Origin of the sequence: Gemmata sp. SH-PL17 (genome assembly GCF_001610855.1) — a bacterium.
In the GTDB taxonomy this organism is placed as follows: domain Bacteria; phylum Planctomycetota; class Planctomycetia; order Gemmatales; family Gemmataceae; genus Gemmata; species Gemmata massiliana.
Genome location: NZ_CP011271.1, coordinates 8,133,982 through 8,154,559 on the forward strand (window position 1 = coordinate 8,133,982; position 20,578 = coordinate 8,154,559).

A 20,578-nucleotide genomic window follows, 5' to 3' on the forward strand; every position below is an offset into this window, starting at 1 on the left:
CCGTGTCGGTCCGCGCAGAAATTCGACGGTTGCGTCCGGGTGCTTGAATCGGGCGCGAGCGCGGGGATAATTGCAGGGTGGTGCCCCGATCTCCGAGGTTCCAGTATGGCCGGTGGTTTTCGCTGCTCACTCGGCCACACCTGGAACCCGCCGAACGGGTCGGCGTCCCCGGCGTGCCCCGTGTGTGGTGATACCCTCGTCCTTGCCATCACCGAGCGCGAAGAACAGTTTGTGCTCGCCGTGAGCGGTGACGCCCCCGGCAGCCAGGACGCGACCCTCAACTTCCCTCCGGCCTCCTCCGCTCACAACGAACCGCCGACCGTCGCGTTCACGCACCCCGGTGGAGCGGACGCGCCCGACTCGTCATTTAAATCGCTCGCCGGGTTCGTTCCCCCGCAAGCGAACTCGTCCGAGTCGGGTCCGGGGAGGGAACCGAGCAGTGTGGTGCCGTTCGGGACCGGCGACACGATCGATTTCGTCCCGCCACAGATCCCGGGCTACGAGGTTCTGAACGAGGTCGGGCGCGGGGGGATGGGGGTCGTTTACAAGGCCCGGCAACTGAACCTGAACCGCACCGTCGCGCTGAAGATGATCCTGTCCGGCATCCACGCCGGACCGACCGAGCGCGAGCGGTTCAAGCGCGAGGCCGAATCGGTCGCCGCGCTCCAGCACTCGCACATCGTCCAGATTTTCGACATCGGCGAGGCCAGCGGGCACCCGTACCTGGCGCTGGAATTTGTTGAAGGCGGGAGCCTCGCGCAGCACCTCAGCGGCGCCCCGTGGAACGACAAGCGCGCGGCCGAGCTGATCGAGATCCTCGCGCGGGCGATGCAGTTCGCGCACGCCGCGGGCATCGTTCACCGCGACCTGAAACCGGGCAACGTGCTCCTGAACGCGGAGCGCGAGGCAACCGAGGGCGCGCTGGTGGCCGGTTCCGCGCTCCGGGCCGCGTGCGCCGGGTTCGTCCCGAAGGTCACCGACTTCGGACTCGCGAAGCGGCTCAACGAAACGTTCGGCGGCGACGTCGGCACGCGCACCGGCGCGGTGATGGGTACCCCGAGCTACATCGCCCCGGAACAGGCGGGCGGGCGGACGCGCGACATCGGACCTGCGGCCGACGTCTACGCGCTCGGCGCGATTCTCTACGAGCTACTCACCGGGCGCCCGCCGTTCCGCGGCGAAACGCCTCTCGAAACCGTCCTCCAGGTGCTCCACGACGACCCGGTGCCGCCCAAGCGCCTGCACCCGCTCGTCCCGCGCGACCTCGAAACGATCTGCCTGAAGTGCCTGTCGAAGCAGCCGATCCATCGGTACGCGAGCGCCTCCGAACTGGCCGACGACTTGCGCCGGTTCCTCAACGGCGAACCGATCCTGGCACGCCCGCTCTCGGCGTGGGGGCGCGGGGCGAAGTGGGCGAAGCGGCACCCGTCGCTCGCCGTGCTCCTGAGCATGACCATCGTGGCGACCGTCGCGCTGGTCGCCGTGCTGTCAACGGCGTACTTCCGCGTGCGCGATGCGGCGTCCGCGGAAGCGCACGAGAAGTGGATCGCTCAGCAGGAGCGCGACCGCGCGGAAGCCGAAAAGCGCCGGGCCGAGGCACTGGCGGCCGAGAATGAGAAGCAGCGCAACGATGCACTTGAACGGGCCGAAGAACTGAAGCGCGAGGCCCAGCGCACGCGGCGCGCGGCCTACGCACTGCAACTGGCTCAGGTCGCGATCCTGTGCGAGCGCGACCCGCTTCGCGCGGCCACGCTCCTCGAAGACGAGACCCGGTGCCCGCCGGACCTGCGCGACTTCGCCTGGGCGTACTTGCGCCGGCTGTGCCAGCGCGACGACCGCGCGTACCTCGACCACCGTGCGGACGACCCGCTCCGCGCGGTCGCGTACTCCCCGACCGGTGAGTTCGTCGCGACCGCGGGCGACGGCGGGCGGGTCCGGGTGTGGGACCCGCGGACCGGGCGCACGTGGGCCACACTCAGCGGCCACGAGGGAGCGGTGCTCGGACTGGCGTTCAGCCCGGACGGAACCACAATCGCGTCCGCTGGGGCCGACGGCACCGTCCGGCTGTGGGTGCTCCCGCTCGACGTGCTCACAACGGCCCGCCAGTTCGCGAGCCGGTTCGCCTGGGCCACCTCCGTGTTCGAGCCGCTGATTAAAGTGCCCGACATCGGTGCCACGCTTACCCTCGACGCGCACGAGCGCGGCGCGAGCTGCGTCGCGTTCAGCCCGGACGGGCGCGCGCTAGTTAGCGGTGGCGGCGACGGGTTCCTGCGCTGGTGGGAACTGACCGCGTGGCGCCCGGCGCCGCCCGATCTCGCCGCGCTCGGCGGACTGGGAGCCGTGGCCGCGAGCGCCCGGCGCGCGACCCAATCGCCGAACGCCCACGCGGTGTGGGAATCGCGCGCGCTGCAAGTCCACGCCGGTGGAGTGCTGTGTGTTGCCTTCTCTCTGAACGGCAAAATCCTCGCCTCTGGCGGCAACGATCGCATCGCCCGCGTAATCTCCGCCGACGGCCGAAGACTGATCCGCGTTCTTCCGCTCCACGCCGAAGCGGTCCGCGCCGTAGCGGTTTCCCCGGACGGCCAGACCGTCGCGACCGTGAACAACGGCGCGACGAATCACGTCCGCCTGTTCGACACGCAGACGTGGCGCGACCGCCGACTGTTCGGGCACACCGCCAGCATTTACGCGCTGACCTTCAGCGACGACGGGCAGTTACTCGCCAGCGCGGGCTTCGATAAGACGGTGCGCTTGTGGGACGCGGAAGACGGGCGCGAGCGCGGGCAACTGACCGGCCACACGCAGCAGGTCAACGCGGTGGCATTCAGCCCGGACCGGCGCACGGTTGTATCAGCAGGAATGGACGGCGCCGCGGTGGTGTGGCAGACGGCCATTCGGACACACGAACCCGATGACTTTCTGCGTTTGGCGCGCGACCCGAGTGGCAGAAACGCCAGCGCCGCTCAGGGGCTGGCCGCGGTGGGCGTGGGCGGCGCTGGCACAGCGTTCGTTGTGGCTGATGACACCGGCCGAGTGCGGATCATGGCCGCCGATTACGTGCCCCCGAACCGCCCGCCGATTCCGGGACCGCCGGGACCGCTCGCGCTAACCCCGCTCCCGTTCGGTATCCCGTCCTCGAAAGACACGATCCGCGCCGCGGCAACGTCGCCGGACGGCCGCACGTTCGTCGTCGCCAACGGGAGCGGCCTGCTCGTGTGGCAGCCGTTCCCGTTCACCGGGCGCCCGTTCCTGCCGTCGCCCAACACACCTCCTCGCGGGGCGTTCACCCGGGCCGTGATGGTACGAACGCCGCTCCCGGTTTACACCGTCGGCATCGACCCGACGGGTCAATGGATCGTAACCGTCGACTCCGACGCCGTGCGAATCTACGACCTCCGATCGATCCCCGCGACGGCAGACCGTCCGATCGATCTTAAGGGCGGGCGAGTCGTGCTTGCGGTCCCAGGGGCGCGGGCGATCGCGTTCCACCCGCGCCAGAACTGGCTGGCAGTCGCGGTCGATTCCGGGGTGCGCATCGTCACGCTCCAGGGCAAAGTGCTCGCTCACGTTCCCGATGCTCACGGGCCGCGGGCGAGCATCGAATCAGCGGCCTTCGACCGGACTAGCGGGCTACTCGCGACCGGCGACGCGAGCGGGCTGATTAAATTGTGGGACGTGGACCGGAGCGGCGGGCTGATGTTCGCACGCGACCTCGTTGGACACACCGGCGCGGTTCACGCGCTGGAGTTCAGCCCGAACGGTCGCACGCTCGCGTCCGGCGGGGACGACCGCGCGGTGATCTTGTGGGATCCGGTAGCGGGGCGCGAGCGGCTCGCGCTCACCGGGCACGCGGACCGCGTCCTGGAAGTTGCGTTCAACGCCGACGGCACGTCACTCGTGAGTGTGAGCCGCGACGGGGCCGTCAAGCGGTGGCGCGCGGACGTGCGTCCCACCACGTCCGAATCCGGCCCGCGCCTCCCGCCCGCCCTCCCGCGAACGTGAACCGGAATCCCTCAAGAGCGTGCGCTCGTTAGCCTGTCTACTTACGGCCAGTAACAGCGTAAGTGCTCACGTTGTGTATCCCAACCCGGCCGCCCCCCACCGATCTAGCCGGCACTCTTCCGCATTCCTATCGGTGAATCGCGCACACTTCGTGTGCCGTCGAACGTGTCGCAATTTGATTATCGGACGATCTTGAAAGCCCCGTGAGAATCGCGAAAATTTTAGCTAACGACGTCGGTTCTGATCGATCATGATTGAACGTCTTACCCGGTCGACAGGGTTACACATCAATCGCTGACGAACTCGCCGCGTAACCTGCCCCCCGGATGAGACGTCGCACCCGGCCAGCGGGGTCACCCGCCCTCTCCCCGAGTCTCTTGGTCCATGCGAACAGCAATTCCCCGTCTCGCGGCGGGCGTAGTCATGTCGGTCGGTGCCGCCAACCTCTGCGGTTGGGCGCTTGATATCCCCGTCTTCAAGAGCGTTCTGCCGGGCCTGGTCGAGATGAAGGTCAACACCGCCATCGGCTTCTTCGCCCTCGGAGCGGCCCTTCGGCTGTCGGTGGCGGGTGCGGGCCGGGCGGCGGCCGCCTGCGCCCTGTTCGCCGCCCTGAGCGGCCTCGCCGTCGGCTCGCAGTTCGTGACCGGGTGGAACCTGGGGATCGACGAGCTGATTACCCGCGACAAATTCGCCGTGCCCTCCCTCGGGCCACCCCCGGGGCGAATGGCGTTCACGACCGCGATCAACTTCCTCGTCCTCGGACCGGCCCTGATCGCGCTCCACCGCAACCGCGGGGTGGCCACCGCCCAACTCGTCACGTTCGTCACCGGCCTGGTTTCGGTCCTCTCGCTGCTCAGCTACCTGGCCGGCGAGAAATCGGTTTCCGCCTACAACCCCTACACGTCGATGGCCCTGCCCACGGCGTTCGCGTTCGTGGTCCTCGCCACCGGGCTCCTTTCGTACCGCCCCGACAGCGGTCCCGTCTCGGTCCTGCTCGGCGACGGCCTCGGCGGGTACCTGGCCCGGCGGCTCGTCCCGGTGGTCGTCGGGGCGACGATCGGGATCGCGTGGCTGGTCCTGGCCGGAACGTGGGCGGGGTACTACCAGCCCGCGTTCGGGATCGTGCTGTTCGCGGCCCTCGAAGTGGTCGTCCTGGGCACCGTGGTCTGGACCACCGTGCGCGTCCTGGACCGGACGGACCTGGTTCGGCGCCGGGCGGAGCGCGACCTCCAGGCCAGCAACGAGTTGCTCCGGTCGGTCACCGAGGGAATCACCGACGCGGTGTTCGTCAAGGACCGGGCCGGCCGGTACCTACTGTGCAACCCGGCCACGGCACGGTTCCTCGGCCGGTCGGCCGACGAGGTACTCGGCCGGGACGACACGGCGCTGTTCACCCCGGACGGGGCCGAGCAGGTGATGGCCCGGGACCGCCGGGTGATGGGAACCGGAACCCCGGAGACGGAGGAGGAGACGCTCACCGCGGCGGGCGTGACGCGCACCTACCTGGCGACCAAAGTGCCGTACCGCGACAAGGACGGGAACGTTATCGGCCTGATCGGGATCTCCCGCGACGTGACCGAGGTGCTGCGCGTGGCCGCCGAGCGCGACGCGCTCCTGGCGCGCCTCCAGTTGCACGTCGCGCGGATGCCGCTCAGCTACGTGCTATTCGACGCCGATTTCCGCGTTACCGACTGGAACCCGGCCGCCGAGCGCGCCCTGGGGTACACCCGGGCGGAGGCACTCGGGAAGACCCCGTTCGACCTCATCCCGCCGGGCGCCCGGGAGCGGACGGACGCGCTCCTCGCGCGGATTCGCGCCGGGGACATGGCCGCCCACGCGGTCCACGAGAACCGAACCCGGGACGGGCGGACGGTCACCTTCGAGTGGTTCAACACCCCGCTCACGGATGCCGGGGGCCGGTTCACCGGGTTACTGTGCCTGGGCCAAGACGTGACGCACCGGGCCGTCCTGGAGGAGCAGTTCCGGCAGGCCCAGAAGATGGAAGCGGTGGGGCAGCTCGCGGCGGGCGTGGCCCACGACTTCAACAACCTCCTCACCGTCATCAGCGGGTACAGTTTGTTGATCCTGTCGTCCCTACCGGTGCTCGACCCGAACCGCGGTCCGGTCCGAGAAATCTACCAGGCCGGCGAACGGGCCGCGCTCCTCACGCGCCAGCTCCTGACGTTCAGCCGCAAGGAAGTGGTCGAGCCCGCGGTCCTCGACCTGAACGCGGTGGTGGACGGGGCGTGCAAAATGCTGAAGCGCCTGATCGGGGAGGACGTTCGGCTTGAAACCGCGCTGGCCCCGGGGCTGGACCGCGTGCGGGCGGACGCCGGCCACCTCGAACAAGTGCTGGTCAACTTGGCGGTGAACGCCCGCGACGCGATGCCGACCGGGGGGCAACTGACCGTCTCGACGGCCAACGTCGATATCGACGCGGCGCGCGTGCGGGTCCAAGCCGGGATCGCGCCCGGGCGGTACGTGCTACTGGTGGTGTCGGACACGGGAACGGGGATGACCGAAGAGGTGAAGACCCGGATCTTCGAGCCGTTCTTCACCACGAAGGGGGTCGGCAAGGGAACCGGGCTCGGGCTGGCAACGGTGTTCGGCATCGTCCGGCGGAGCGACGGGTGCGTCACCGTACACAGCGAAGTCGGGCGGGGCACCACGTTCAAAATCTACCTGCCGTCGGTCGGGCGCGCGGCACCGGCCGAGAGCGGCCCCGCGGCGCACCAGCCCCTGCCGACGGGCAGCGGAACGGTACTCGTTGTCGAGGACGACGACCAGGTCCGGGGGCTGACCCGGCTGACGCTGGAGTCACTCGGGTACGATGTGATCGAAGCGCCGGACGGGAAGGAAGCGCTGCGCGCGTGCAGGGTCCACCCGGGGCCGATCGACGTGCTGGTGACCGACGTGGTCATGCCGGGACTGAGCGGGCGGCAGGTGGCCGAGCAGTTGGAGCAGATCCGGCCGGAGGTAAAGGTGCTGTACGTGAGCGGCTACACCGACGACGCGGTCGTCCGCCACGGCGTGTTCCAGGCGGACGTGGCGTTCCTCCAGAAGCCGTTCACGGCGGCCTCGCTCGGCGCCAAGCTCCGCGAAGTGCTCAGCGAGCGGTAGGCGCGAGCTATTGCGCCGGGCGCGAGTGAAGTTCGCCCGGCGCGCGGGGTTTGTGCGACTACTTCAGCGGAGAGTAGTCCGTCGGCTTGAGGAACTCGGACACCACGCCGTTCTTCGCTTCGGTCAGGCTCCCGCCCTTCTCCTCGCTCGCCTTCCGCGCCGCGAGCCAGTCCGCGTCTTTGCGGAACCCGTCGAACGACTTCGCCGCGGCGTCCTTGCTCTTGTGCGCCAGGAGGTACACGAGCAGCTTGTCCGCGTCCTTTTCGCCCTTCGCCACGTTCCAGTACACCACGTTCGTCATGCCGTACTTCTCGAACAGCTTGAGCGTGTGGTCCCGGAATCGGGCGTTGAGGTTGCCCAGGTTGTTCGGCGTCGCGATGTAGGTCCGCAGCTCGAACACGCGGTCCTCTTTGCTCTTCTCGGTCTTGAACACCGGCGAGTAGTCGGTTTCCGCCAGGAACAGTGACTCGATCTTGTCGACCAGTTTGCCGTCCTTCTCGCTGTCGGCGTGGGCCTTCTTCCAGTCCGGGTCGGCCCCGAACGTCTCGAACGACTTCTTGCGGGCGTCTTTGTTCGGGTACGAGACGAAGTAGACGAGCTTGTTGTCCTTGTTGTCGATCGGCACGAAGTAGGCGTGATTGGTGATCCCGTGCTTCTCGAACAACTTGAGCGTGTGGTCCCGGAACCGGGCGTTCAGCGCGTCGAGCTTGCCCGGCGCCGCGTAGTAGGTTCGCATCTCGTACAAGCGGGCTTCCTTTTCGGCTGCGGGTGCGAGGGCCGGCGCGAGTAGCGCGACCAACGGCGTGAGGGCGACCAGTGGGAGCGAGCGCATGGGGCCTCCAGTGAGAGGGAGCAGAGGGTACGAGAGCGCGAGAGTGCTTCACCCTCTGCCCCTCATACCCTCACTACTCTGGTACCCTCTCACTTTTTCGGCAACTGCGGCAGCACTTCGGCGCTGGCGTAGCGCTCCGGATCTTTCTCAAAGCGCTCTTTCGCGGTCGCGTTGTAGAAGTACACCTTCACGCCCTTGTACGTCGTGGACGGGTCTTTTTCGGAGATCTTCTTGTCGCGGTACACGGGGCAGAACTGCTGCTCGATCCCGCGCTTCGGCAGCTCGACGCCCGCCAGCGCCGGGACGAACTTCGGATCGAGGTACGCGGCCGGATCGCGGCGGAACTTCGCCACGCACGTGTCGCAGCAGAGGTAGATCTTCACGCCCTTGTACGTCTCGAATTTGGACTCTTTCGGGTCGATCTCGTCCTTGGTCATGATCGGGCAGAATTTCTGTTCGGCGGGCGGCGCGGTGGGCTTGGGCGGGTCCGCGTGTACGACGGATGCGCCCAACAGCACGAGGGCCGCAACGTGGGTCCGTAGCATCGAATTGGCTCCGCAGGTGGAACAGAACGGAAAGTGCGGTGAGGCAGGAGAAAGCATCTTACCGTAGACCGCTGGCGCGATGCAACACGCGGACGAAACGAGTTGGTGTTCTGGAAAGGTGGCGAAGCAGAAGTGCGTTCGGAGGCGCGAAAGGGCGATCACAGTGGCAGTGTTCGATCAACCGCCACGAAGAAATGAGAGCGCAACGAGCAGAAAGACCGTGTTAGCGACCGCAATTGCGAAAAAGAGGAGCGCGAGTCGTGAAAGATCGTAGACCAATTCACCGAAGGTAAAGAGGGGCTGCGGTTCCGGGAACTCGCTACTAGCCTCGGACGGCTCAGGGAACCGGAGTTGACTCGACACGCGGGTACGAAGCCGCGAGGGTACGTCGTCCCAGTGGCGCGCGCCCCGACCGTCGTTCCCGTTCCGCATGACCATGAGCGAGCGTCCCTTTCAAAGTCCCGGCGCGGCCGGCGGTTCGGCACTCTTACGAATAGCACGGATTCGGGGCGGTAGAATCCAGAGAGGACGTGCTTTTGGATTCTAACCCGCGATGAGCCTCGGTGGTATCGCAAAGTTACCGAAGTCGGGCGCCGCGCCGGTACACGGGAAATAGGAACGCGGTTGCGCGGACTCAACCCCAAGTCGGTGGGACGCTCGGCGCGGGACCGGGGGACGGTGGGTTTACCGGATACGGCAGAGCCGGGCTTTCGGGCGCGATCCCAGGTTGCGCTGGCTCCACATCCGGCGGGATCGTGGGCGGCTTCGGGACCGGGTGCGGTTGGGTCGGAACGTCCGGTCCCGGTGCGGGCGGAATATGTGGCGAACTCATAGGTGGTTCCTCGGCAAACGGATCGGGCGAAAGTATCTTGTCGCAATCGCTGTGCCGATTGACCGCCCCCACCCGTACCGGCCATGCGCGGCCGGACGGAATGTGGTACTAATTTAGTAAGTCGTGTCTCTTGTTCCCGCGCTCACGGCGAGCGAGAATGCAGCGGTAACTTCCGCCCGAGTCAGGGTGATTTCATGCGCGCCCGGTTGGTGTCCGCCGAAGGCGGTCCGTCCCTCGACCTGCTCAAAGACATGACGCTCTTCGGCCGGGACGAAGATTGCGACGTGCGCCTCGACCATAAAAGTGTCTCAAAGCTCCATTGCGTCATCGTGAAGACCGACGGCCTACTGTTGCTCCGCGACCTCGGGAGCACGAACGGCACGCGGGTCAACGGTCAGCGCGTCCGCCGGGCGGCGCTGCTGCCCAACGACACGATCGCAATTGCGAACGTGAAGTACGTGGTCAAATTCGGCGCCGAACTCGACAAATTGGAGAAAGAAAACGAGGGCGGCTCTCAGAAGGGCAGCAAAAAAGACGCCGTTACACACCAAATCCGCCGCAACGCGCTCCCCGACGTGTACCCCGAGCAGAAGGCACCAAAGGGCTAGCGGGTGTTAGGGCAGAATGGCCACAAGGGGAAGCAGATAGCAGAGCCGCGGATAACACAGATCTGGCAGAAAACAAATCAGAATGGAGATGCGTTTAAGCCCCGAGAGGGGCGTAGGCGAGTAGCCAGGGGTGAAGCGTAAGCGCAACCCCTGGCGAGCCTCCACCGAACCCGGCGGAGGCGGAAACTCATTGCGGATATCACGGTAAAAGGACGGAGTCGATTTGCTCAGACCGCCAGGGGTTGCGCTTACGCTTCACCCCTGGCTACTCGCCTACGCCCCATCCGGGGCTAGAAATCGTTCTCTTGTCTGATCTGCGTAATCTGCGCTATCCGCGGCTTCTATCGTCCACCCATTAAGCCTTGCGTGCGGGCACGTTCAGCCAGAACTCGATCTTGCCCACGCGCACGTCTTCGAGGCCGACGGACACTAACCCAGGAAGCCAACCTTCTGCGCTCTCCCAGGGGATGTGCAAATCGAATCCGAGGCGCTGAGGCTGTCCGCGCCACTGAAACTTCATCATCGTCCGCGAGATCCCGGCGTTGGACACCGACACGTGAACCGACAGTTCCGCGGCCCGCACGATCTCACTCATCAGGTAGCCGGTCCCGACGAGTTCCGCGTCCTTCTGGAACACGCGCGACAACGTGCGCACGTTATCGACCGCATCCGGTTGGTGCAGGAACAGCGTGAGCCGGACCGTCTGACCGGGAGTTGCAGCGGCCGGACCGAACACACTCACTTGCACGGTGTCGCGCGGGGGCTTCCAGAACAACAGGTTCCGGCGCAACCTCTTCCAAAACAACGAGTGCGCGGGCGGGTGCTGCTCCGGGGGTACGGGCGCTGGTCCCTTACGCACGCCGGAAGGCTGGTCCTGTGGCGCCCCGCTGGTCGCGTCGGGCGCTTGCCACTGAACCGGGTTCGGTACCGAAAGGCGCGGATCGGGCGGCGGGTCCGGGCGGTTCCCACCGCCGTTCAGTGCCCCGAGGAGCCGATTCGCCATGTCCTGGTCCCCCGAATGAGCGGGTGAGGATGACGGAGCGAAAACGGGCGAGGGCGTATGGTCATTATCGAACGGTTTGCCGCTGGGTAGCGTTTCTGCTTGGGCGAGCCGCGGAACCGGGTCCGTTTCGGGCGCGAGTTCCGTCGCCTCGGGCAAGTCGAACGAGATCGAGGCGTCCGAGTCGTCGCGTGCGGCGGGGCGCAGTGTACCGGATCCGGTTACCACCCGCGCGATCGGTTTGCTCGTCTCGCCGCTCCGCTTCTGAAGGCGCGAGAGGAGCGGTTCCACCGACGGTTGCTCGACCGGCGTCAGTTCCGTGAGCGCCAGTTCCGCGAGCGCTTCTTCCAATTCGTGCAGCGACGGGAACCGGGCGCCCGGCGCGGGAGCCATCATTCGGTCTAGCACGGCCGCGAGTTCGCGCGGCACGTCGGGGTTCACGATCGCGACCGACGGGGGTGGCCCGTTCCGCTTCGCCCGGAGCTGCTCCGCGAGCGCCGGGTGCGGGTACGGGGACAACCCGGTGAGCGCGAAGTAGCACACCGTGCCGAGAGCGTACTGATCGCACGCGGGCGTCGGGGCGAGCGGCGACACCGCCAGTTCCGGGGCCGCGAACGTTAGCACGCTGGCCGAAGCGAACGCGGCCGACATCGAATCGAACAGCGACTCGTCGGCGTCCAGGTTCTGCGCGAGTAGCGTGCCGGCGCCGAGTTCGAGTATCCGAGGTCGGCCGTCGGTCCCGATCGCGACACAGCTCGGGGTCAGCGCCCCGTGTACGACACCCCGAGTATGGTACGCGGCAAGCGCCGAAGCCATGTGCCTCAGCATCGCGATCACATCGTTCGCGAGCAGCGGGCCGTTGCCGTCCACATAATCCGACAGTCGCACACCGTCGGTTTGTGACCATACAAGATAATGCAATCCGTTCGCTGAATCGACTTCAATAAGTGGAATAACCACGGGGTGCGCTTCGCCCACCGCGAGCGCCCGCGCGAGTTGTTTCGCCTGTCGCGCCTTCCACAAGCTCCGCAGCGGCATTGTCCGGATCGTAAACGCACCGGGCTTGGTCGTGTGTGTCGCAGAGAACAACGGCCCGAACGTTCCGCGGCCCGCGCCCCCGGCGAGCCGGTACGGACCGAGCACCAACTGGGACGATTCGCCCGACAGCGCGCGTTCGGCCTGGAACGCGCTGATCGCACCGCGCTGAACGAGGAAGTCCGCAAACGCGCCCGCGCCGTCGCCGTGAAATTCGGTCAACAGTCCGCTCAACTGGTCCGCGTCAACGACCCGGTAGCGGGCCAACTCGTCGGCGAGGGCCGTAGCGTCCACGGGGTTCGCGACGAGGGAGGCAGACATGGGAACCGGTGCCGGATTCGTTCGTGTGTGATCTGAAAAACCGCGATACGGGCGTAACCCGACCTCGACGCGGCACGATACGCACCCAACCATAGAACACGTTTTCAGTTGTGCCCCGCGTGCCGATCTCATCAGATACCGGTGGTAACGGGGGCAAGCGGAGCGGCGATCGAATATTTCGCTTGTCGAGAGCGCGTTCGCGCGGTAGTAAACTTCCGTCGAGAAAACCGGACAAAGGGATCGGCACGAAATGACGGCTCTGGCGCGAGTTCGGCTGGCACACGTCGCTTACGCGGCTGCCGGCGCGCTCGCGCTTGCCGTTATTTTCGCCGTTGCCGCAGTCACCTGACTCCGGGTTCGACCGTGTTCTGAAACACTCGTCGGCCCCGGAGTAACCCTCCGGGGCTTTTTGCTTTTCCAAGGAGAATCGCATGCCGCCGGCGCCCCTGTCGCGGTCGGGCAAGTCCCGCCGCACCACCGATTCGCCCATCAGTTACTTCATCCAGAAGGCGCTCGAAACGCCGGGCCTGATCTCGTTCGCCGCCGGATTGGTGGACGAAGGCTCGCTGCCGGTGGAGGAAGTGGGGGCAGCGGTCGCCGAGATCGTCGCCGACCCGCTCACGGGCCGCGCCGCGCTGCAATACGGCTCAACGCAGGGTTTACCGGAACTGCGCGAACAGGTGCTCCAGTTGGTGTGCGACGCGGACGGCGTGCGCCCTTCTGATGTCAACCTCACGGCCGACGACGTGTGTATCACGACCGGCTCGCAACAGTTGCTGTACCTGCTCGGCGAAGTGCTGTTCGATCCGGGCGACATCGTTATCACGGAAGCGCCGTCGTACTTCGTGTTCCACAGCCTGCTCCAGTCTCACGGCGCGAAGGTACTGACGGTACCGCTGGACGAGCACGGCATGCGGATGGACGCGCTCGAATCGCTACTCGAACGGCTCCGCCGGTCTGGTGACCTGCCTCGCGTGAAGGTGATCTACACCGTCGATTACTTCCAGAACCCGACCGGGTTGACGCTCGCTGTAGACCGCCGGGCGAAGCTGGTGGAACTGGCGCGCCAGTACAGCACGAACCACCGGATCATCGTTCTCGAAGATGCGGCGTATCGCGAGTTGCGGTTCACTGGCGCCGACCTACCGAGCGTGAAGCGGTTCGATCCGACGAACGAGTTCGTGGTGTACACGAGCACGTTCTCGAAGCCGTGCTCGCCCGGGCTGAAGACCGGCTACGCTCTCATGCCGCCCGACGTGATGGCCCCGCTCCTTCACTTGAAAGGGAGCCACGACTTCGGCTCCGGAAACCTGTCGCAGCACGTCGCGTCGCGGTTGATCGCGTCCGGTGCCTACGCGAAGCACGCGGAGCACCTCCGCAACGTGTACCGCAAGAAGCGCGACCTGATGGTTCAGGCGCTAGAAACAGAGTTCCGCGACTTCCCCGCGGCGCGCTGGACCGTCCCCGCGGGCGGGTTCTACGTGTGGCTCACGTTCGACGGCATCGACACCGGCCCGGACGGTCCGCTGGTCCCAGCAGCGCTCGAAGCGGGTGTGATGTACGTGCCGGGCCAGTTCGGTCACGTGTTCGACGACACCGACTCGGTGCCGAACAACGAGTGCCGTTTGTGCTTCGGTGTGGCCACGGAAGACCAGATCCCCGAAGGCATTCGCCGGTTGCGAAAAGCCTGTGCCGCGATCAGCGCGGGCAAGCGCGAAAAGGTGAAGGCCGGCGTGTGATGTCACTCCGCTGAAGGCTTTGACTTAAGCCGCTGCTTCCGCCGAGCAAACGCTTTCTTAAGGGAAGCGTTTGGCGGTGGAGGATTGTCCAGAAGCGACAAAAACAACGACCAATCTGCCTTTGACAGCGAAGTTACTGACGTCGGTATACGACCAACCTCGCCGACGTTTTCTGACGCTTGAGTTTGCGATTGGGGTGCCATCTGATCTTCTATTGAAACACACTTGGCTGATCGCGACTGTGGATTTGGGACCACGAGCTAAACCCGGTATTCGTAGGTCGGGCACAGCCCGACGTCAGTGACTATGTTTCCGGCCGGTTGCCGTTAGAAGGTTGTGTCGGGCACAGCCCGACCTACACCAGATCGTCTTTCGCCGCCTTCCCGAAATGTGACACGGTTACCCTGGACCGGTTCACTTCAGCCTCAAATACCCTTCTCGGTTGCGTCTATATTCCGATCGCGTTGATCGTGGTGCCATCAGTCGTAAATGATGAGCCGCCCTTGGTGTGTTGCTTCCCTTGCCTTTGCGTCGGCACTGGTGCCAGCCGTCGTCGGTTATCGGGATGAATTGTTCCCGGCACACGCGGATGATGTCAGAATCAGCGAAAGTAGATGCACCGCTCACCACGGCATTGTTCCCGTTGAGGCGTTTGTTAGCAGCCAGTGCGACGGAGCGAATGCGTGCCGTGGCGCTGAAGAGCTTGAAATATCAGTAGTTAGCGAGGGCCAACACGCGATCCCTGCGGTCCTCGCACCCGAGAATGTTAGCAAATGTTAGCGACATACAGACGTGTGTCTGAAACTCCCGGTTCAACCGACTACTCCGGGCACTGAAGCATGAGCACCGCAGCCGATGCGACGCGCGACGCCCTCTATGCGGCGATCCTCGCGCACCCCGACGAAGATACGCCGCGTCTCGTTTTCGCGGACTACCTCGACGAACAGGGCGATCACCACCGCGCCGAGTTCATCCGGCTCCAGTGCCGGCTCGCTCTCATGAACGAATGGGACGACGGGTACACCGCGGCCGATGTGCGGTGTCGGAGGTTGATCGCCGAGCATCCGGAATGGTTGGACCCACTTCGCCAATTGAACGCGGACCTTTTGAATCAGCCGGGGGCATTCCTGACGCACTGGGGGCGCGGCTCGCACTCGGGGTTCCGGCGCGGGTTCTCAAGTGTTGTGTCCGCGCTGCCGGAATGGTTTGCCCAGTCGGGGCACGAACTGTTCGCTCGCTTCCCAATTGAAAGTGCCGGTTTTCACTTGGACTACGAGCTGGCCCGGGCCGCGCTCGCCGACGGCTCCCACTTGAACCCACTCCGTGAGTTAAGCATCTCCTTGTGGGGACAGGAACGAGAAGGGCTGGAAGCCCTGGTGTCCGCGCGCCGCATGGAACGAGTCCGGCACCTGGGTGTTTACTCAGAAGTTATTGCCGTAGACCCGTTTTACGCGCTCCTCAACGCTCCACAATTTGCAGCACTAGAAACGTTTCAGATCTGGAGCGATTGCGGAGATCCGGGGCCGCGCCAGCCGCCCGATGCTATTCGCGAACTCGACCAGAGCAGTTGGCTATTCGGGTTACGCGGCCTGGCGATGGATGGGGACGTGTTCGAGGGGCTGACCGATCGTCTCACACGCGGTTCCGACTGGAACCCCCGGCTCCAGCGCCTGTTCCTACGCGGTTACCTCGGCCCTTACGGACAAATCGCGCCAGAGAACGCCGCGCAAGTCACCGCGGGAGTGCGATCCGGCTGGTTCGACGCCGTACACGATTTGGATCTGAGCGCGTGTGATTTCGAGGGGCTGGTTCTCAAAGAATTGGCCACCCGCACCGCGGTTCGGCCGATTCGAGTGACTCTGCCGGGGCGCAACCGCACAGGGTATCAGAAGGGCATGGAAGTGCGTGCGGGATTTCTGGCGACCGACTGGTTAAGTGAGGTGCGCGTTCTGAAATCCAAGCGAGTCGGCGGAGCAGAAATAAACGAACTGGTTCGTTCCCGATTGCCGGGTGTGCTCCGCGTGCTCGAAATACCCCGCGGATCACTTACGGGCGAGCACCTGAGCGACTTACTCGATGTGCCCGATGGGTGGCCGCACCTGGAGAGCCTGAATGTGCTTAACAACCCGATCCCTGACGACGCACTGAAAGAGTTCCTGTCGCGCGTCGAGCGATTCCCGCGTCTCATTTCACTCTCCGTTGGTGACAGAAAGCCGGCCCCAGAATTCCTCGCCCAACTCGCGGCGTCGCCACAAGCCGCTCAGTTCCGCGAGTTGCGATTGAACGTGCCACTTAGCACCACCACCGCGGACGCGCTCGCGCGTTCCTCGTACCTCGCAGAGTTGGACCTGCTGTCTGTAATGGAGGGCGAGGCCGAGCCAGCCGCGCTCGATCGCCTTCGACGGCGATTCGGGGCGCGACTCACACTCGAAGCGCCTCCGCCCCGTGAGAGCGAGTAGAGCGCGTCGTCTTGCCCTCGGGCCGTGAGTGCACCGCGAGCGGATCGCGTATAGGCTTGTGAATTAAGTTTGATTCGTTTACACTCGTAGCATCACTTACGTTTGACGCCGGCAAAACTCTCCGCCCGGAGGCGTCGCCATGCCGCGTTTGCAAGCTCTGCTCGAATGCGTCGGTCAAGCGCTCTGCGAAAAGGGTCGCAAGGCACTCCAGGGCCTGTGGCCCTTCGCCGATGTGCTCCCCGAGGTCGCGCGCGCCGCGTTCGACTACGCGCACAAGAAGCTGCCCGGTAAGGATCTGCGCACGGCCATCGCCGATTGCGCGGCCGTAGACCCGGACGAGTACGAGCGGCGCGTGGGCGAACTCATCGCCGAACTCGCGACCACGCACTCGGTTCCCAAGACCGAACTCGCCGACTACCTCCGCGCGTTACCAGTTTCGGTGCGCCAGAGCCTCCGGCGCCCCTCGGACCCCGAAGGGCACACGGTGCCGGAGCAGTTTGAACTGCTCAAGTCGGAAGAGTTCGCGGTGTTCCTACCGCCGCGCATCCCGCGGTTCCGCCCCGGCGACAAACCCACCGGTCTGGACGACTGGACCCTCACCGAGCTGCGCGGGCTGGGCCAGAACTCCGAAGTGTGGCGCGGCGAAGATCCGAACCAGAGCGAGGCCCGGCCCGTCGCGCTCAAGTTCGTAATCGACAGCGAATCGTGCGAGCGGGTGAAGGCCAACACCGATCTGTTCACCGACGTGTTTGATCTGAACAACGTGTCCGGCGTGCTCCCGCTGCGCGGCGTGTACCTGGAAACGGACCCGCCGTGCCTCGAAGCCCCGTTCGTGGACGGTTACGATCTCGCCGGGCTGATGTTCGAGTGGAAGTGGCGCTACGACAGCGCCAAACCCGAGGCCGCGCTCAAGCTGGTTCGGCGCCTCGCGGCGATCGTCGCCAAAGCGCAAGAGAAGGGCGTAATTCACCGCGACCTGAAGCCGAGCAACGTGCTGCTGCACCCGACCGAGGGCGGCAAGTTCACCATGTGGGTGAGCGACTACGGCTGGGGACAGATCGAGAGCATTCGCGCGCTCGAACTCGCGAAGGGTGGCCCCCGCGGGGAGCAACTGCGGCTCGCTCACCGCGGCGCGGCCACGAGCCTGTATGCGTGCCCGCAACAAGTGAAGAAAGAACTACCCGCACCGACCGACGACGTTCACGCGATCGGTGTGATCTGGTACCAGTTGCTCAAACGCGATCCCTCTGCTCCGGCGCCGTTCGGCGCGGAATGGATCGAAGAACTGCGCCACGCCGGGTTCACGGATTCGCAGGCCAGCGTGCTCCAGTCGTGTCTCTGTACGCGCCCCGACAAACGCCCCAAGAGCGCCGCGGCGCTAGTTGAGGCACTCGCCAACGTGACGGTCGCGCCACCCGACCCGGCGGGCCAGGACGGGTCCAAGCTGATCTCGCTGAAGAACTCCGGTTCGTCCCTGCACGTGGCGGTCACGACCGCGCGCGGGCGCGAGTACAGCGCCGAAGCCGCCGCGGGCGCGGCGGCCGCGATGCTCGCAGCCGCGGGCGGCGGGCCACTCACCAGCGGCGGCCCGGGCACGTCCACGACCGGCGTGATTCGGTTGATGAAGAACTCCATCGGTATGACGTTCGTGCGCGTCCCGGCGGGCACGTTCCGGATGGGCGACGACACGTCCGGCCGTACCTACGAAGGCCCGGTTCACACGGTCAAGATCACGCGCCCGTTCTACATGTCCGTCGTACCGGTGACGCAAGCGCAGTACGAAGCCGTGAAGGGCAAGAACCCGAGTAAGTTCAGCCGCTCGCGCGGGGGCGGTCTTGACCACCCGGTGGAGCACCTCACCTGGGACCAGGCGTTCCGGTTCTGCGACAAGCTCGCGCGCATGCCCGAAGAAGAGGTCCACCGGCGCAGCTACCGGCTCCCGACGGAGGCCGAATGGGAGTATGCGTGCCGGGCCGGGAGTTCTACCGATTTCTCCTGTGGGGACCGGCTCACACCGCGCGACGCGCTGTACTCAACGTCGGGTCACAAGCAGTCCGGCAAAAGCTCGGGACCGGTCGCGCAGTTCCCCGCGAACGCATTCGGGCTGCAGGACATGCACGGAAACGTGCAGGAGTGGGTGAACGACTGGTTCGACGAATATTACTACTTCGACAGCCCGCTCGAAGACCCGCCCGGCCCGAAGCGCGGGCAGATGCGCGTGATCCGCGGCGGGTGCTGGGGCTTACCTATTGTGGAGTGCCGCAGCGCCGCGCGCCGCGGACACGCCCCGGAATCGCCATCCGAGATGATCGGGTTCCGTGTCGTGATGGAAATCGGGTGATTAGTGCCGCATTCACAAGGGCTGGGCGCTGCCGTTTATTGATGAACTTCCGAATCCGACAGCCACGAAGGAAGTCACACGCCTACACCGACCGTTCGGGTCGCGCTCGCACACCTTTGCAGGTGCGGTTCGTTGCTGACCTTGCATTTTCTCATCACCACAAGTGCCCTACCCAACTTCGTTACAACACGCGCGGTAGGGGAGAACAATGAGCGGCGACGAACGGGCGATTCGTGACGTGATCCAGACTTGGGTCCGCGCTTCCGCGGAGGGCGATCTGGACCGCGTGCTTTCGCTCATGTCCGACGACGTAATTTTCGTGACCGCGAGCCAACCACCGTTCGGCAAGGAAGCGTTTGCCGCGGCCTCGCGCGCTGCGGCGGGGCGGGTCCGGTTCGAGGGCACGAATGAGGTGCTGGAAGTATCGATCACGGGCGACACGGCGTACACCCGAACCCGGTTACAGATCACGGTGACACCGCAAGGCAGCGAACCAAAGCGGATGTCCGGGTACACGATGTCGGTGTTCCGCAAGCAGTCCGACGGGCGCTGGCTCCTGACCCGCGACGCCAACTTATTAACACCAAAACCCGTGCGCCGCGGAATTCGTACTACGGTGCCGGTGTTGCAGGTGAAGAGCGTGACGGCATCGATCGATTGGTATCGGGATGTGCTCGGGTTTTCAGCAGATCCGTTCAGTCCATCCGGCGAACCCGTATTCGCCATCCTCCATCGCGACGGAGCCGAGCTGATATTGCAGAAAGTCGCTGCGGGCATTCATGTGCCTGATGCGATTGGTTCGGGGATGAGTGCCTACATTCGAGTGCTTGACATCGGCGCGATCCGCGACGCGGTGGGCGCGAAGGTTCCGGAAGTGGGACCGATACACCAGCGGCAGTACGGTTGCCGCGAGTTCGCCGTCACCGACCCGGGCGGCCACGTATTGGTGTTCGGCGAGTGTCAGTAAGTAGGAGGTGGCTACTCTTTGCCCAACACCAAGTCCACGACCCAACACCCACGAACATGTACTCCCGATTCGCGACAGTGGCTCAGGATGTCGGCGTTGTCGCACGCGGCATCTTGAAGCGCGTCACCCAAAATGGGCATCGCAGAGAAGTCTTTTGATTCGTACATCTGCGCCGCGAGGGACGCCGCCGCGCTGGTAAGCCACAACGAGGAAAAGGGGGTAGCGCGAAATGGGTTACCAAAGATGTCACGGAGAAGAGCACATTGTTGCGATTGTTCGCGCGCAACGAGATTTCCAAACCGGATGGTGTGTTGTCCAAGATGGTAGCTCTTACCGAATTGCCATTTGCAGTGAACCAGCGCCCGAACACTGGCAGTAGACAGGCTCGTTTGCATCACACCAGTCGCGCTTGAGTCGTGAAGTGAATTCACAGCCAACCGTGCCGCACCTCGAACCGATCCTGGTTCGTTCCTCATCTGACTTGCCACGGTAAAGCGTGCCAAGTATTCCGGTTCGGAAATGATCCCGTCCGCAAACTGTTCTGCAGCCACAATCCTTTCGGCACACCCGTAAGGCAAATCGTCGCGGAGGCGCCAGCAGCAAGCACACCCTAAGAGACGCAACTTGCGCTCGCTTGCTGTGATGCGAATGCGATCGACTAAGCCGTTGAAAGTAGTGGCGTTCAACCACTCCGTTTCGGTCATCATTGGCCCTCCGGAGTCTTAGCGCGACTTACGCAGCCAGAGGCGAGTGCGAGTCGGCTCGAAACTCTGAGCC

General features: G+C 65.1%; 13 protein-coding genes. 7 read left to right on the forward strand and 6 right to left on the reverse strand.

From position 1 onward, the window contains the following. Positions 1-105 precede the first annotated feature (105 nt). Positions 106-4,002 carry a protein kinase domain-containing protein gene (locus tag VT84_RS33890; protein WP_082842651.1) on the forward strand — a complete coding sequence of 1,299 codons (3,897 nt, stop codon included), beginning with the start codon at positions 106-108 and terminating at the stop codon, positions 4,000-4,002. 423 nt (positions 4,003-4,425) lie between these two features. Continuing rightward, positions 4,426-7,122 carry a PAS domain-containing sensor histidine kinase gene (locus VT84_RS33895; protein WP_239465552.1) on the forward strand — a complete coding sequence of 899 codons (2,697 nt, stop codon included), beginning with the start codon at positions 4,426-4,428 and terminating at the stop codon, positions 7,120-7,122. A 58-nt stretch (positions 7,123-7,180) separates the two neighbouring features. Here VT84_RS33895 and VT84_RS33900 read toward each other — a convergent pair whose 3' ends face one another. The 3 genes from VT84_RS33900 to VT84_RS33910 form a co-directional block, all read right to left on the reverse strand. Continuing rightward, a complete protein-coding gene (locus VT84_RS33900; protein ID WP_082842652.1) occupies positions 7,181-7,954 on the reverse strand; it encodes an NIPSNAP family protein in 774 nt (257 codons plus the stop codon). Positions 7,955-8,043: 89 nt separating this feature from the next. Continuing rightward, the gene (locus VT84_RS33905) at positions 8,044-8,499 is read right to left on the reverse strand and encodes a hypothetical protein (RefSeq protein WP_082842653.1); all 456 of its coding nucleotides are present in this window, start codon (positions 8,497-8,499) and stop codon (positions 8,044-8,046) included. 177 nt (positions 8,500-8,676) lie between these two features. Next, a complete protein-coding gene (locus VT84_RS33910) occupies positions 8,677-8,937 on the reverse strand; it encodes a hypothetical protein (RefSeq protein ID WP_082842654.1) in 261 nt (86 codons plus the stop codon). A 588-nt stretch (positions 8,938-9,525) separates the two neighbouring features. On the opposite strand from VT84_RS33910, the gene VT84_RS33915 reads away from it, so the two are divergent. Beyond that, positions 9,526-9,939 (forward strand): FHA domain-containing protein, encoded by a 414-nt coding sequence (locus VT84_RS33915; protein ID WP_082842655.1) that lies wholly within the window; start codon positions 9,526-9,528, stop codon positions 9,937-9,939. Positions 9,940-10,294: 355 nt separating this feature from the next. On the opposite strand, the gene VT84_RS33920 is transcribed toward VT84_RS33915, so the two are convergent. After that, positions 10,295-12,295, reverse strand: coding sequence for a protein kinase domain-containing protein (locus VT84_RS33920; protein ID WP_162271942.1), 2,001 nt, complete (start codon positions 12,293-12,295; stop codon positions 10,295-10,297). Between the two features lie 431 nt (positions 12,296-12,726). Here VT84_RS33920 and VT84_RS33925 point away from each other — a divergent pair, with 431 nt between their 5' ends. After that, a complete protein-coding gene (locus tag VT84_RS33925; RefSeq protein WP_052550806.1) occupies positions 12,727-14,034 on the forward strand; it encodes a PLP-dependent aminotransferase family protein in 1,308 nt (435 codons plus the stop codon). Between the two features lie 2 nt (positions 14,035-14,036). Here VT84_RS33925 and VT84_RS42575 read toward each other — a convergent pair whose 3' ends face one another. Continuing rightward, positions 14,037-14,237 carry a DUF1778 domain-containing protein gene (locus tag VT84_RS42575; protein ID WP_082842657.1) on the reverse strand — a complete coding sequence of 67 codons (201 nt, stop codon included), beginning with the start codon at positions 14,235-14,237 and terminating at the stop codon, positions 14,037-14,039. 636 nt (positions 14,238-14,873) lie between these two features. Between VT84_RS42575 and VT84_RS33935 the strand changes: the two genes are divergently transcribed. The 3 genes from VT84_RS33935 to VT84_RS33945 all read left to right on the forward strand — a co-directional run bounded on the left by VT84_RS33935 (position 14,874) and on the right by VT84_RS33945 (position 19,801). Then, positions 14,874-16,493 carry a TIGR02996 domain-containing protein gene (locus tag VT84_RS33935; RefSeq protein WP_082842658.1) on the forward strand — a complete coding sequence of 540 codons (1,620 nt, stop codon included), beginning with the start codon at positions 14,874-14,876 and terminating at the stop codon, positions 16,491-16,493. 139 nt (positions 16,494-16,632) lie between these two features. Further along, a complete protein-coding gene (locus tag VT84_RS33940; RefSeq protein ID WP_082842659.1) occupies positions 16,633-18,834 on the forward strand; it encodes an SUMF1/EgtB/PvdO family nonheme iron enzyme in 2,202 nt (733 codons plus the stop codon). A gap of 208 nt (positions 18,835-19,042) precedes the next feature. Then, complete coding sequence (locus VT84_RS33945; protein WP_082842660.1) at positions 19,043-19,801, forward strand: SgcJ/EcaC family oxidoreductase; 759 nt, start codon at positions 19,043-19,045, stop codon at positions 19,799-19,801. Positions 19,802-19,812: 11 nt separating this feature from the next. On the opposite strand, the gene VT84_RS41485 is transcribed toward VT84_RS33945, so the two are convergent. After that, positions 19,813-20,508 (reverse strand): hypothetical protein, encoded by a 696-nt coding sequence (locus VT84_RS41485; RefSeq protein ID WP_239465553.1) that lies wholly within the window; start codon positions 20,506-20,508, stop codon positions 19,813-19,815. Positions 20,509-20,578: the final 70 nt, after the last annotated feature.